Here is a 16,666-nt window from a genome sequence, read left to right on the forward strand (position 1 = left end):
ATGGCATCGAACGCGCTGGGACGCACGACACGGACGGCTGTCGCCGCCGTCGTCGCGTTCCTCACGGCGTTCGTGATGAGCATGCCGGGCACGAGCCCCGCCGCCGCCCTCGCATCTCCGACGAGCGCCGCCCAGGAGCTCTCGGTGCCCGTGACGCTCACGTCCGAGCAGCTGTTCGAGCTGCTCCAGCGCGGCGAGCACCAGGACGCCCCCGACGTGGGCCCGGCCCCGGGAACCGGCGTCATCTCCGACGGCGACCTGTGGGCCGCCGCCGGATCCGCTGCCGCGCAGTGGCCCGGCTGGGACGTCAGCTGGGCGGGGCTGTACCTCGAGGACCTGCCCGGTGCCACGCTCGCCGTGACCTACGGCGACAGCATCGCGGTCGACCCCGACGCAGCCGGCTGGGGCTGGTCGGCGTACGGCGGCGCGATGGACCTGTCGACCGTGCTCGCGCACGAGTACGGCCACATCGCCGGCTTCGGCGACCTCGAGGGCGGCGGCGACCTGATGAGCCGCGTGCTCTCGCCCGGCGAGCAGCGCTGGAACAGCGACGACCGGATGTACCCGGCCCCGGCGCCCGAACCCGAGCCCGAGCCCGCGCCGGCACCTGAGCCCGCCCCGGCACCGGAGCCCGCTCCGGCTCCGGCTCCCGCTCCCGATGCCGTCCCGGCGCCCGCCGCGGGTGACCAGGCCGGCGAGCCGGGGGCTGCGACCGGCGGTGTCACCACGTCGGGCGACGCCGCCTCGACGGATGCCGCGTCCGCGCCGTCCACGACGGCCGAGGCGCTGCACGACGACCAGCCCGCCGGCCCGGCCGGCCCCGGGGCGACCGGCACCGCCGGAGGCGCCGCGCCCGAGGCATCCGGCCCGCCGATGCCGGCCGTCTGGCAGCTCACGATGGACGGCTCCGCCGACACCCTCGTGTTCAACGCCGACGGCACGGTGACCTTCGGCGACGAGACGCGGTCGCTCGCGGGCATCACCGAGATCCGCATCCTGGGCTCGGCGGGGGACGACGTGCTCACCCTCGACCGCCGGGCGTCCGACGCGGCCATCACGGTCGTGTTCGACGGTGCCGACGGCTTCGACACGCTCGTCACCGTCGGCGCGGGCTCGCTCGTGTCGCTGCCCGCCGACGGCTCGTCGGGCATCCTGCACCTCGGCGCGACGACCGTCGTGTACTCGCACATCGAGCCCATCACGAACGTGGGCACCGCGACCGACGTCGTCTTCACCCTGAGCGGCAACGACGACCAGGCCGTGCTCGAGTCCATCGTCGGGGGCCTGCGCCTGCGCAGCACCAACGGCTCGTTCGAGCAGACCGACTTCACCGGCCCGACCGTCTCGCTCACGATCAACGGCGGCGACGGGCACGACACCATCACCATCCTCGGCACCATCGCCCTCGCCGGCGCCAACCTCGTCATCAACGTCGAGCAGATCACCGTGAACGGCGCGATCTCGACGACGGGCGACGTCACGTTGACGGCGGCCGAGACCACGACCGAGGGACTGAACGCGGCCGACTGCACCGACTTCGACGATTTCTCGATCATCGGATGCCTCGACCACGACGCCGACGTGTCGATCGTGATCGACGGCGGCTCCATCACCGCCGACGACGTCGTGCTCGATGCCGACGCGACCGTGATCCCGGATGCCACGGCCGCCACCGCCTACGCCGCGATCGTGAACTCGAGCGCCACCATCGAACTGCGCGGCGGCGCGACGATCACCGCGACCGGCGACGTGACCATGACCGCCGACTCGATCGTCGGCCCCTTCACGCTGAACAAGCAGTACGGCGATGCCGCCATCGTCTTCTCCGACGCGACCGTCACCGTCGGCGGCTCCTCGGTCGTGACCGCGGGCGGCGACGTCGCACTGACGGCGACCTCGACCGTCGACGCCGGCGCCACGCCCCAGGCCGACGCCGGCAAGGACGAGGGCAGCGCCGGCGCCGACGGGAGCTCGGCGAGCTTCGACGCCGCCGTCGCGGTCGTCACCGTGACCGCCACCTCGAAGAGCCTCGTCACCGGGACCGCGCGCCTCGCCGTGACCGGCGGCCTGGGGATCACCGCGTCGAACCACGCGACCCTCACCGGCGTCGGCGACGCCAAGGAGGCCACCGCCGGAGCCGGCGTCGCGATCGTGCACCTCGACCAGACGACCGAGGCCGGCATCACGTCGACGAGCGCCGCCCCGACGACCGCGTCGTCGCTCGCGATCCTCGCCGAGCAGGAGGCATCCGTCACGGCCACCTCGAAGGCCGGCAAGGGCGGCGCGACCCAGAACAACCAGAACGCGAACTCGCCCGGCCGCGGCAACGGGCAGTCGTCCACGTCGGACGGCAGCATCGACATCGCGGGCGCCCTCTCGGTCGCCGTGCTCAGCACCGACACCAAGGCGCACATCACCGGGGCCAAGGTGACCACGACCGGCGCGCAGAGCGTGAAGGCGACCGCGAAGAACACCGTCGCCACGACCGCCGACGCCGGCACCGCCGACGGCACCACCCAGGGCAGCAACGGCTTCGGCCTCGCGATCGGCGTCGCCATCAACGTCATCGACCTCGCCACCGCCGCCTTCATCGGGGCGGGCGCGGCACTCCAGGCCGCGAGCGTCGCGGTCGACGCGCAGGGACCGGCCACGGGCGACTCGAGCTTCGCCGCGACGAGCATCTCAGGCCGCAAGAACAGCGGCAGCGTCGGCATCGCCGGATCGCTCGCCCTGAACTCCGTGACGGCCGACACCGCCGCCGAGGTCCGCGGCTCCGGCAACTCCCTGAACAACGCCAACCTCGCGCTGAGTGCGCGCGGCAGCCACACGAACGCCGCCAAGGCCACCTCGAAGCAGGACGGCGGCTCGGTCGGCGTCGGCGCGTCGGTCGCCATCAGCCTGATCAACGTCGCCGTGCGGGCGGGGCTCGCCGCGACCTCCGCCATCACCGGCGTCAAGGCGCTGAACATCGTGGCGACCGGCCTCGACGACACCACCACCGAGACCCAGGGCGGCGCCGGCGGCGGCTCGACGGCCTCGCTCACGGGCGTCGCGAGCATCGCCATCTCGAACGTGCGCACCGTCGCCTCGATCCTCGCCGGCCCCGCGCTGACGACGTCGGGTGCGATCACCGCGAAGGCCGACCAGACCGCGAAGGCCACCACGACCGCCACGGGCGCGACGACCGCGGGCAGCGGCTCCAGCCTCGCCGCCACGATCTCGTTCGCGCTCACCTCGGCCGACCACGAGTCCGACTCGTCGATCCTCAGGAACCTCACCTCGGGCGGGGCGGTGAGCATGGCCGCCGACGGCGTCTCGACCACCGCCACGAGTGCGACCGCGAGCGCCGCGGCCGCACCCGACGAGAACAGCGACTCCACCGGGACGAACGCGAACCAGAAGTCCGACGCCAAGCTCGGCAACGCGTCGAGCCGCTCCTCGGGCGGCGGCGCGTCGAGCACCCCGGCCGCGCAGAACGAGGACGGCACGGCCGTCACCGTCGCCGCGGCCATCGCGTTCAACCTCGTCGACTCGACGACGACTGCCCGCCTCGGCGACGGCGTCGTGCTCGTCGCGACCGGCGCGGCGTCGTTCACCACTCGCAACAACACGGATGCCTCGGCCACGGCCGACGGCTCGTCCACCGGCGCGACATCCGTCGGCGTCGGCGCCGGCCTCGCCGTGAACCGCGTCACCCTCCGCAACGAGGCGAGCACTGGGGTCGGCGCCGCGCTCACCGCGAACGGCCTCACGCTCAGCGCGACCGTGAAGCCCGTGGCATCCGACACGACCCACACCTTCCAGGCGATCGCCAAGGCCGGAGCGACCGACGGGTCGGGCACGCTCGGCATCGCCGGCGCGTTCGCGCTCAACCTGGTCGACGCCACCACCCTCGGCGTCATCCACGGCAGCCAGGCCCCCGGATCGGCGCCGAGCCCCACGCCCGGGATGGTCATCACCGGCGGTGGCGCGGTCACGCTCATGGCCCAGTCGAAGACCGTCGACAAGGCCTCGGGCAAGGCGACCCAGTCCGGCACCGGCACCGTCGGCATCGGCGCCGCGTTCGCGCTCAACCTCGTCACCCACCGGGTATACGCGGGCATCGACCAGGTGCTCGATCCCACCCGCGGCCCCCCGCTCACGGGCGCCGGCGCACTCACCATCACCGCGACCGAGGACCTGACCCTCACCACGGAAGCGGAAGCCGGCGGAGCATCCGGATCGGTCACCGTCGTCCCGGCCATCGCGATCACGCTGGCCACCGTCCGCACCAGCGCATCGCTGGGCGGCAGCACCACCGCACTCACCGCCTCGAGCGTCACCGCCCAGGCCACCCAGGGTGTGAAGGCCGGCACCACCGCCAAGGGCGACACCCAGGCGGGGTCCACCGCCGGCATCGGCGTCTCGCTCGCACTCGCCGTCCTCGACAGCGTCGTCGTCGACTCGGGCAGTGCTCGCAGCATCACCGCCACCGGCGCCGTCACGTTCGGCGCCACGCAGGCCGTCGAGGTCACGACGCTCGCCGAGGCATCCGCGAAGGGCGCGTCCCCGTCGGAGGGCAAGGACGGCGGCGGCAAGGACGTCAACCAGAAGGCCGACGCGAACCTCGGCAACGCGAACCAGTCGCGGAACGGCAACGGCGGGCAGACCCAGTCGTCGTCGACGCCGAAGGCCGCCTCGAACGAGGACGGCGGCAACTCGCTCTCGATCGCCGGCGCCATCGCGATCAACGTGGTCGTCACCACCTCGCGCGCCTGGTTCGGCAACGGCGTCGTCATCGCGTCGGGTGGCGTGGTCACGCTGAAGTCGCTCGCGAACACGGATGTCTCGGCGAATGCCAAGGGCGACTCGGCCACCGACGGCTCGGTCGGCATCGGGGCGGGCGTCGCGGTCAACTCGGTCGGCATCGTGAACCGCGCCGTGACGGGAACGGCGACCATCACGGGCACCGGCCTCGTGCTCACCGCGGGTCTCGCGGGTGGCGACGCGAACGACGTCATCCGACGCTGGACCGGCACCGAGTGGAAGATCGTCGACGAGGGCAAGGAGCTGCCCGGCCCGTCGAAGGACGACCTCGCCTACGTGAAGACCAACGGCGGCACGGGCGGCAACGACGGCATCTACAAGTACAGCGGCTCCGACTGGACGATCGAGACCGACACCACCATCGCGAGCGGTGCGGCGCTGCCCGGATCGCCCGCGAACGGCGACTACTTCCTCCTCACCACCGCCCGCGACGGGAAGCCCGCCCAGAGCGTGTGGACGTACAACGGCACCACGTGGGTGTGGGTCACCGCCGACGTCTACAACGAGAAGGCCGAGCTGCCGAAGGACGAGACGGCAGAGGGCGACTGGTTCCGCCTGACCGAGCAGGACGGCTCGAAGGCGCCCGGCTTCTACAAGCGCAACGGGTCGCACGAGTGGATCCTGCAGGCCGGCGCGACCGTGACCGACGGCGACCACTTCCCGGGGAGCCCGACCACCGACCAGCTGTTCCGGCTGTGGGAGCACGAGGTCACGGCGACCGCCCGGGCCGGCGCGAGCAAGTCGACGAGCGTCGGCGTCGCCGGAGCCCTCGCCATCAACGTCCTCGACAACACCACCGAGGCGCTCCTGCAGACGGGAGCCTCGGCGACCCTCACGAGCGGCGCGGTCACCATCTCGGCGCAGAGCAACGAGCGCGACGCGGCATCGGCGTCGGGCAAGGCCGAGGTCGGATCGGCGACCGGCGTCGGGGCATCCGTCGCCCTGCAGGTCATCGACGGCAGCGACGTGCGCGCCGAGGCGCAGAACGGCTCGACGCTCACCGGCGGCTCCGCGCTCACGGTCGACGCGTTCGGGTTCCGCGAGCTGATCACGACGGCCGAGGGCGGCACCGAGGGCGGCACGGCCGTCACTCCGGTGGTCGCGCTCGTCGTGAGCGTCGGCGACCGGGTCACCGCGCGGCTCGGTACCTCGGGCACCGCCTACGTCGGCAGCGGCGTCGTCACGGTGCGGGCGACGCACCTCACGCACATCGTCACCGAGGGCAACGCGGATGCCGCGGGCAAGAGCACCGCGGTCGGCGCCGACCTCTCGATCAACGCCGTCGTCGACTGGGCCACGCTCGCCGAGATCGCACGGAACACCACGGGCAGCGCCGTGAACGTGCTGGCGATCTCGGAGATCCGGTCGGAGGCCAAGGCCGTCGCGAGCGCGAAGGGCGCCGACGAGTCCGACTCGAACGGCGACCAGAAGTCGAACGAGCAGGTCAACGGCTCGAACCCCAACACGCAGGGCACCTCGTCGAGCACCGCCGCGATGCCCTCGTCGAACGGCGGCACGAACGGCTCGAATGGCGCCACGGGCGCGAGCAGCCAGTCGTCGAGCCAGTCGGGCACCGGCAGCGGCACCACCGCCGTCGCCGCGGCCGTGGCCGTGAACTGGGTCGTCGCCACGAGCACGGCGCGCATCGCCGCGAACGTCGACGTGACCGCGACGACCGGGGCGGTCGTGGTGCGCTCGACGCTCTGGGCCAACGCGAAGGCCCTCGCGATGGGCTCGGCCATCGACCTCTCGTCGAACGGCACCCGCGTGGGTGCGGCGATCGGCCTCAACGTGCAGGACCTCACGAACCGCGCCCAGGTCGGCGCCGACGCGGGGGTCAACGGCCACTCGGGCATCACGGTCGAGGCGACGACGCCGGTCGTCGGCGGGGTGCCGCAGCGCAACGACTTCGTGGTGTGGGGCTTCGCGGCCGGCGGAGGCAAGTCCACCTCGTTCGCGGGCAGCGCCGCCGTCCAGATCCTCCTGCTCACCACCGAGGCGCTCGTCGGCCAGGGTGCCGACCTCGACGCACCGGCCGGCGGCATCACGGTGGGCGCAGCGCAGCTCATGGGCCTGCAGAACCTCGCCATCGCGGGGGCGCTCTCGACCGGCAACGACGCCGCGATCGGCGCGGCCTTCTCGGTCAACTACCTGGAGATCACGACCAGGGCCGCCATCGACTCGGCGACCGGAGCCGGCAACGTCACGACGGCCGATGCCTCGGGCGCGATCGCCGTCACCGCCACCTCGACGCTGCGCTCGCTCGTGCCCGAGGTGCCGGCGCCGCTCGACGGGAAGATCGACTGGCTGAAGCTCACCTCGGTCGCGATCGCCGGCGGTGCGAGCTCGGGCGGCGCGGCGGTGTCGGGCGCCTTCATCATCGAGATCTTCGACTTCGACACGCAGGCGTGGATCGGCAACGGCGCCCAGGTCAACCAGGCCGGCGCGATCGGCGGGGCCGGCCAGACCGTCACCGTACGGGCCGAGGACAGCCTCACCGTCGACGACGTGGGCGGCACGCTCTCGCTCAGCCAGAGCTCCGCGAGCGTCGGCATCACCGTGATCGTCGTCGTCGCCAACTCCAACGTGCTGGCCTTCATCGGCGACTCGGCCGACGTGCGGGCCGGCGGCGCGGTGACGGTCGACGCCGGCGCCGTCGAGGACTGGTTCCTCCTCGCGATCGCGGGCGGCGTCAGCCTCAACTCCGTCGCGGTCACCGGCGCGGTCATCGTGTTCGTCGTCAACCAGGGCGGATCGAGCCCGAAGGTGCGCGCGCACATCGGCGCCGCGACCGACGTGCACGCACTCGGCGCGGTGAGCGTCACCGCCAGCCGCGACGCCGACGCCGACGTGGCCGCCGGAAACCTCGCGATCGGCGGCGGCTCGGCGGGCGTGGGGGCATCCGCAGTCGTCGTCGTTCGCGGGTCCGTCGTCGAGGCGCAGGTCGCCGCGGGCGCGGACATCCAGGCGGGTGGCGCCGGCCTCACCATCGCGGCGACGCAGTCGAGCGACCTCCTCCTCATCGCGGTGGGCGGCTCGGGCGGCGGCACCGCGGGGGTCGCGGGCTCGGTCGTCGTGAACACGACGACGGATGTCACGAGGGCGAGCCTGCTCGGCAGCGTCAGCCAGCCGACGACGAACGTCGCGGTGCTCGCGACCGACGACACGACGACCCTCTCGCTCGCGGGCCAGCTCACCTACGGCGGCACCGCCGGCGTCGGCGCGGGCGTCGACGTGGAGGTCCTCCACAAGACCACCGAGGCCTGGATCGGCAAGGGCTCGGTCGTGCGGGCGAGCGGCAACCTCACCGTCGACGCGCGCTCCACCGAGGGCATCGACTCGCTCTCGGTCGGTGGCGGGTTCGGCGGCACGGCCGCGGTCAACGTGAACGCCGGCGTCTCGGTCATCACGGTCGACACCACGGCCTCCGTACAGGACGGCACCTCGGCCGCGGACCGCGCCGACCTGCAGGTGTCGGGCAGCGTTCGCGTGTCGGCCGACGACCGCCTGCGCCTCAACGTCATCGCCGGCAACATCTCGGGCGGCGGCACGGCGGCGGTCGGTGCGGCGGTCGGCGTTCCCGTCGTCACGAAGCACACGCGGGCCTCCCTCGGCGCGTTCTCGGTCGTCGTTGGTCTCGGCAACGGCACCGCGCTCAGCGTCGCGACCGGGGGCTACACGGTCACCACGCAGGACACCCGCTTCGACGCCTCGGTCGCCCTCGAGGGCGGCGGCGTCATCAACCTCGGCTTCGCCCACGGCTTCCAGAACGGCGACGAGGTCATCTACGACTCGGGCTACGGCGCGAACATCACCGGCCTGAGCGACACCTCCGGCGACGAGGTGACGCCGCAGCAGGTCTACTACGTCGAGGTCGTCGACGCGTTCCGGGTCAAGCTCCACAAGGTGCAGAACCTGTCGGATGCCGCGATCAACGTCTCGGGCGGAACAGGGGAGAGCCACCGGCTCATCCCGACCGACCAGGCCGGCGTGCGTCAGGACGAGTCGCTGCGGTTCAACCCGCTGAAGGGCAGCGCGGTCACCGGCGGCAGCCTGATCACCCTGCCCTACGACCACGGCTTCGCCGACGGCGACACGATCGTCTACAGCTCGGGCGGCGGCGTGCCGATCGGCGGGCTCATCGACGGTGCCACCTACTACGCCGAGACCACGGGCCTCGCCCCCAACCAGCTGAAGCTGCGCAACAAGCCCGAGGACAAGGGCGGCGTGATCATCACCGGCCTGAACGTCACCTCCACCACGGGTCGCAGCCACAGCATCGTGAAGAGCGGCGTCACCCCCGGCGGCGACGCGGCCGCCTACGGCCCCCGGGTCATCACCGCCGGCACCGACACGTTCCGCGGGGTCGCGGTCACCGCGAACAGCAGCGACGACATCGCCGTGGTCGGCATCTCGGCCGGTGTCGCCGGCACCGCCGCCGTGAACCTGGCCGGCGCCGTGAACGTCGACGACATCCACACCTACGCCTGGATCGGCGCGAACGCCAAGATCAACTGCAACGCCGGCTGCACCGACGTCGCCGTCGGCTCCAACGCCGCCCAGTCGGTACGGGTCGCCGCGGCCGGCCAGTTCTACCACCTCGGCATCGCCGGGGCCCTGTCGATTGCCGGCACCGCGGGCGTGGCCATCCCGATCGGCGTGCGGGTCGTCAACCTGAACACCCGCGCGCACGTCGGCAACGGTGCGATCGTGCGGGCCCGGAACGACATCGCGATCATCGCCACCGCCACCGACGCGGTCGTCTCGGTCGTGGTCGGCGCGGGCGGCGGCACCGTGGGCGTCGCCGCGACGCTCGCCGTGACGATCCTCAACACCCGCACCTTCGCCTGCACCGGTGACCCGGCCGGCGACGGGGTCGCCTGCACCACCGGGGGCGCCACGCTGAAGGCCGGCAACAACGTGCTCGTGCTGGCGGGCGACGACAGCAAGGCGATCCTCATCACCGCTGCGCTCGCCGGAGGGCTCGTCGGCGTCGGCGCCGCGGTCGGCATCGCCCTCCTCGACAAGAACACGCAGGCCTTCCTCGGCGCCGGCTCCGTCGTCGACGCGCTCGCCACCGGCACCGGGCTGCCCGACGTCTACAGCGGCACCATCGTCGGCAACGGCTTCGGCCGCTACGGCGCGGGCGCCTCGTTCCACGGCGTCGCGGTGCAGGCCTACTCCTCGGAAGACATCTTCGGGCTCGTGCCCGCGATCGGCGGCGGCTTCGTCGGGGTCGCCGGCGGCATCGCCGTCACCCTGCTCCACGTGATCGTGAAGGCGTTCATCGGCGGCGGCTCGCAGGTGAACCTCGACTCCGGGGCATCCGCATCGCAGAGCGTCAACGTCTCGGCGGTCGACCGCTTCAAGTCCCTCACCATCGCGGGCGGCGCGGCCGGCGGGTTCGTCGGCGTCGCCGGCGGCATCGACATCGGCATCGCCGACACGAGCGTGCAGGCCTCGATCGGCTCGGGCGCGACCGTGAAGGCCAACGACGACGTCGAGGTGTTCGCCCTCTCGATCAAGGACGTCAGCTCGATCGCCGTGAGCATCGCCGGTGGCGCGGTGGGTCTCGCGATCTCGCTCTCGATCTGGGCGATCGGCACCCAGCAGTCGGGCACCTACCACGAGGCCGACGGCGGGCCGTTCCGCGGCGAGTTCTCGGCCGCCACCGCGGGCGACGTGAACCTCTTCTACCGCAAGGGCGACGTGGTCACCTCCGGCGGCAAGCGCTGGGCGGCGACGCAGGAGCACGCGACGAGCACGCCGGGCACCGACGGCCAGTGGCAGGGCGAGACGGATGCCGCGCCCACCGCCAAGGACAACACCGACGAGGCCGACGACATCGCGAAGGGCGACGGCGGCTACAAGGACGCCCTCGGCGGCACCACCAGCACCCGCACGTACGCCGCGTGGAACGCCGCGACCTCGTACGACATGGACGACGCGAACTCGTACGTGACCTTCAACGGCCACAAGTACCGCGCGAAGGTGCACGCCACGACGGTCGGCGCGAACCCCGAGGCCACGCCGAGCGAGTGGATCATGGTCGACGGCGAGGAGAAGACCAACGACCGCGTCTCGGCCGCCATGGCGGGCGCCTCCTCGGGCATCGCCGGGGCAGCCCCGACGAACGGCCTCACCGCGAGCGCCCTCGGCACCCCGCCGAGCGACGGCACCACGGCGAGCATCGACGGACTCGTGACGGCGGGGCACTCGGTGCGGGTCTGGGCGATCGACGACCTGCAGGTGCTCGGCATCGCGGGCGCCATCGGCGGCGGCTTCGTCGGCGGCGGCGGCTCGGTGCTCGTGCTCAACATCAGGAGCCGCACGGATGCCTCGATCGGCTCGACCGCGGTCATCACGGCCGGCGGCGGCGGGTCCGACGAGATCAGCGTTCGCGCGATCATGGTCGAGGACTCGCTGGCCTTCGGGCTCGCGGCAGGTGGCGGCTTCGTCGGCATCGGCGGCCAGGTCGCCGTGATCAAGGACACGGGCACCCAGCGGGCGCACATCGAGGGCGGAGCGGAGCTGCGACGGGCCGGACTCGGCATCCTCGTGGAGTCGAGCGCGAACCGCACGCTCAACGTCTACTCGATCGGCGTGGCCGTCGGCGCCGGGGCGGTCGGCTTCGCGATCGCCTACGTCAGCGTGGCCGGCGACAACCGGGCCGAGACCCTCACCGGAACCGTCGCCGTGGGCGGCGCCGGCACCGTCGGCCGCTACGTCGCGAAGGTCACCGACCACGTCACGATCGACGCCCTCGCCATCTCACTCGCCGGCGGCGCGATCGGCATCGGCGGCGTCATCACCTTCGTCGACCTCTCGGGCACCGCGGCGGCCTCGGCGGCCCCCGTCGGCACCATCGGCAGCGGCGGCGTCTCGATCACCGCCGACGGCGATCGTCACGTCACGGTGAAGACCCTCAACGTCACGATCGGGGCATTCGCGCTCGGCATCACCGTCGCCCGGGCGAACTCCTCGCGCAACCTCGAGGCCGTGCTCCGCGGGGCGACCACGACGACCGGCGCGGTCACCGTGCGCGCGACGGCCGACAACGAGGCGGCGGTCGTCGCCCCGGGTGGCGGCGGTGGCGGTGTCAGCGTGCAGATCCAGGTCGTGTTCGCGGTGCTCTCGGGCCACACCCTCGCCGAGATCGCCGGGAACGTGCTCACCGCCTCGAGCATCACCGTCGAGGCCGATGCCGAGAACCGGGCCACCGCCGACACGTTCATGGGCGCCATCGCCCTCATCGGCATCAGCGGCGCCTGGGCCAGCACCGAGATCACCGGCGACGCGTGGATCCGGGCACTCGTCTCGAGCGGCACGCTCTCGTCGACCGGCACCATCCGCGTGACCGCGAAGACCCACGGCGACGGCAACCTCGCCAAGAGCATCGTCGACGCCGTGTCGGGTGGGCTCATCGACCTGAAGGCCATGATCGCCCTCGCCGACGTCGACAACGAGGTGCGCGCGAGCATGAACGGCGCTATCACGAGTGCCGGCCTCGTGCAGGTGACGGCGAACGCGCACAACACCGCCGAGGCGCGGGTGCTCACCGCCGCCGTGGCGCTCGCGAGCCTCGCGGTCGGCATCGCCCACGCCGAGGTCACCTCGGCCGTCTCGGCGACGGGAGCCGGTTCGATCGCGGCATCCGGTGCCGACGTCTCGTTCATCGCCACGTCGGTGAACTCGGCCACCGCGGTCTCGAACGTCATGACCATCGGCGCCTTCGCGGGCATCGCGGTCGGAGCCCCCATCGCCACGATCGCCGCACCGACCACCGCCCGCTGGGACGGCACCATCACGGCGGCCAGGAACGTCACGATCGAGGCCGACGGCACGAACACCGTGTATGCGAAGCTCACCGCCGTCGCCGCCGGCCTCGCCGGGGTGAACGGCGGCGAGGCCACCGCGAAGATCACGAACGCCACGATCACCGCCGCCCTCGTCGGCGACCCGGCCGAGATCTCGGGCGTCACCCAGAAGCTCACCCTGTACGCCCACGCGCTGAACCGCGCGACCGCCGTCTCGGGAGGCGTCGCGTTCGGCGGCGTGAGCATCAGCACCGTCTCGCCCACCGCGATCGACAACGCGGTCACGAAGGCCGAGCTCGACGGCGACGTCGGCTCCACCCACGTCGATCCCGCCGCCGGCAAGGTCGGCGATGCAGGCGCCCTCGTCATCGAGGTCAAGGCCATCGGCAACGACGCCACCAACTCGAGCGTCGACAGCTTCTCGGTCGGCATCCTCGCCGTGAACGCCTCCACGGCCGAGGCGAACACCGCGCCCACCGTGTCGGCGCGGCTCGGCGGCGGCGAGGTCACCGCCACGCAGACCCTCACGGTGCTCGCCCAGTCGCTGACCGACGCCGACTCCTTCGCGAACGCGACCACCGGCGGGCTCATCTCGATCACCGCGGGCTTCACCGCGAAGTCGGTCGACAAGCCGACCGTCTCGGCCACCGTCACCGGCGGGTTCGCACAGGCCGGCGGACTGCTCTCGCTCACCGCGCGCCACGGCGCCGCGCTCGCCACCCTCTCCGACGGCACGATCCTCGCCATCAACTGCAACGGCGCCGACACCATCTGCTTCTCCCTCCCGCACGGCATCGACACCGGCAGCACGATCACCTACAGCGCACCGGCATCCACCGACCCCGACGTCGAAGACGGCACGATCCCGAACCCGAACGCGATCGCGGGGCTCGGCGACGGCCGCACCTACGGCGTCATCAAGGTCGACGACAACACCCTGCGCCTCGGGGTGCAGTTCAACGCGGCGGGCATCGTCTCGGTCGCCACCGCCACCCTCCACTTCCCGGGCGGGCACAACCTGCGCACCGGCGACAAGGTCGTCTACAGCTGCAACGGCGGCGGCGCACTCGGCACCCTGCCGGTCAGCGGCCTCACGTGCGGCAACGCCTACTACGTCTACGCGGTGAACGAGTTCGACCTGCGCCTCTCGACGACGCCGCTCACGCAGGCGGGCAGCACCGTCGTCTCGCTCGTGGACCCCGACGTCACCGGGGGCAGCGTCTTCACCGTCGGCAGCACCGCCGGCCTCGACGGACGCGCCGTCGTCTACCACGCGCCCGCGACCATCGACTTCAAGTCGAGCCTCGTCGACATCCACACCGACGGCGCGGGCAAGCTCGACCAGAGCTCGGGCGCGATCAGCCATACCGCCTCGTGGAACACGATCTACGCGCCGAGCCACGGCGCGATCGACGACTCCGAGTGGATCTACACGGTCACGGGCGGCCCGGCGATCGGCGGCCTCTTCAACGGCCAGCACGTGTGGATCGTGCTCGAGAACATCAGCGGCTTCGGGGCCGGCGACCACATGATCCGCCTCGCCGACTCGGCCTGCCACGCGGGCATCGGCACCTACGACCCGACTCCCGGCGGACCGAACAACGCCGACAACAACACCCCGTGCAGCACGAACATCCAGATCATCGCGCTCGTACCCGACACCTCCGTCGCCGGGCTCAAGGCCGACCACCGGCTGCGCCGCGTCGGCCACGAGTCGATCGGCCTGGTCGAAGGGAACATGTACTTCATCGACGTGCTGAACGGCACGCAGTTCCAGCTCCTCGACGCCGCCGGCACCGTGCAGACCGGGCTCGTCGACAAGCTCGGCAGCCACCGCCTGGTCGACGAGGGCATCGCGACCGTCTCGGGCGGCACCGGCACCCAGCAGCTGTACCTCGACCTGCCGGGCGGCGCGCTCGTCGGCGCCCCGCACGTGCTCATCGGCGTCGGCGGCCCGGGCGCCCTGCTCGCCGACCTCAGCGGCACGGTGAACGGCGTGCCGAGCGCGACCTCGACGGGCATCGGCGGCGGCGGCTTCGACTTCAAGGACGTCTTCTCCGAGGTCGACGTGCGGCCCACCGTCACGGTGGACGTGCAGGGCGGCCTCCTCCGCGGCGGCTCGGTGAAGCTCAACGGCACCTCGTACGCGAACGCCGCGGTGAGCTCGGTGGCCAAGGGCGGCGGGTTCGTCGGGTTCGGCGCCGCGAACGCCAACGCCGACGTCGTGAACACCGTCACGGTCACCCTCGCCGACGGCGCCTCGATCTTCTCCTCGAGCGATGTCGAGATCACGGCCGTCGGGTTCATCACCGCGAACGGCGAGGGCGTGAACCGCACCGGCGGCCTCATCTCGGGCGCCGACACCGACATCGACCTCGAACTCGGCTTCAACGTCGCGACCCATGTCGCGGGCGACATCTTCGCCAACCGCACGGTGCTCGTCGATGCCGCCGCCGGATTCGACGCCACGGCGAACGCCTCCTCGGGTTCGGGCGGGCTCGGCACGAACGCCGACGCCAACGACGACTCGGGCCAGGGCGTGCAGGTCGGCCATGACCACGCGGCATCCGTCTCGACGACCGTGGCCGGCACGGGGAGCATCCTCGGCGGCGACATCCAGCTCTCGGCCGCCGTCGGCCGCCAGTACACGGTGAACGGCGCCAACGGCGACATCCAGGGCGCGCTGCTCGAGGCACGCGGCATCGCGCGGTCGACTGCCGACGCGTACGCGCTCGGCGCCGACTCCGACGCCGGGGCATACGTGAAGCTCAACAGCACGGCGACGGTCAGTCTCCTGACGGGCTCGTCGGTCGAGGGTGCCGACATCTTCATCCGTGCCGCGCACGAGAACCTGAACCTGCAGGCCGACGCGAACGCGAACTGCGGCTGCGGCGGCGGCGACACCGACGCCCGCGCTGACGTGAGCGTCAGCACCACCTCCGCGGTCGTGGGCGCCGACGAGTCGGTGCTGCGCACCTCGGGCCTCCACGTTGCGGCCTACCAGTACTTCTCGAAGCTCTACGTGCACGCGCACCGCTCGGGCGGCCTGTTCGACTTCGGCAGCGCCGACGCGACGCTCGGCTACGCGCCGATCCGCGACATCCTGTGGGAGTCGACCGTCTACCTGCTGGGCGAACCGAACCCGATCCTCATCGTCGATGCGAGCGGCACGATCATCGCGAAGACCGACAATGTCACCGTTCGCGCGACCGAGTTCGGGCCGGCGCTCGGCATCGGCGACACCATCGGCGGCGGCACCATCTGGATCGACCCGATCCTCTACGACGAGCAGCCCGAGGCGCTCTTCGAGGCCAACCACCCGGGCAGCTGCACGAGCTCGTGCAACGGCGTCATCCACGGCACCCAGGGCATGTTCTTCATGCAGGAGACGTGGAACACGCTGCTCATCCGCAACTCCTCCGACAAGGCCATCTTCATCAAGGGCACCGCCGGCGCGCCGAGCCAGTCGATCAACACGCTGAACTCGCACCTGACCACCACGCCCGAGGCGACCATCAACGTGTCCGTCGACAACGGGCCGCACGCGCCCCCGGCCACGCTCTGGTTCTGGCACGTCGAGCACATCTTCCCCGCCACCGACGTGGTGATCGAGAGCCTCCGCGAGGCAGCGACGACCGGCTTCACCCTCACGATCGACGGCGACATCGTCAACACCATCGGTTCCCTGCGCATCACGAACGATCGCGGCTCCATCCTCCGGGGAGCGGATGCCGGATCCGAGACCTTCTACGCCAACCGCGTCACCCTCGATTCGGAGCTCGGCTCCATCGGCACGGTGGCTCAGCCCATCACCCTGGTGCTCTTCCAGATCACCCACACGGGCGAGGTCGGCGTTCCCGCGACACTCAAGCTCATCCACCTCGACGCAGAGGCGGGCGTCGACCTCTTCCTCGACGTGACCACGATCCGCCGCGACTCGCTCTCCGCGAACACCGCAGCGCTGAACCCCGTCATCGGCTCGATCAAGGCCGGTCACGACGCGGTCGTCGTCCTCCGCGACAGTGCCGAGGGCATCGCCCCGG

Annotated in this window: 1 protein-coding gene (only partly in view); it reads left to right on the forward strand. The window is 72.0% G+C overall.

From position 1 onward, the window contains the following. A protein-coding gene (locus AC1DZA_RS02500; protein WP_476771580.1) for a hypothetical protein crosses the window boundary here: on the forward strand, positions 1-16,666 show its 5' portion. 12,101 nt of this gene lie beyond the right edge of the window; 16,666 of the gene's 28,767 nt are visible here — the first part of the coding sequence; its start codon is at positions 1-3; its stop codon lies off the right edge, out of view.

It is taken from the genome of Agromyces sp. P2_B3 (assembly GCF_056404815.1).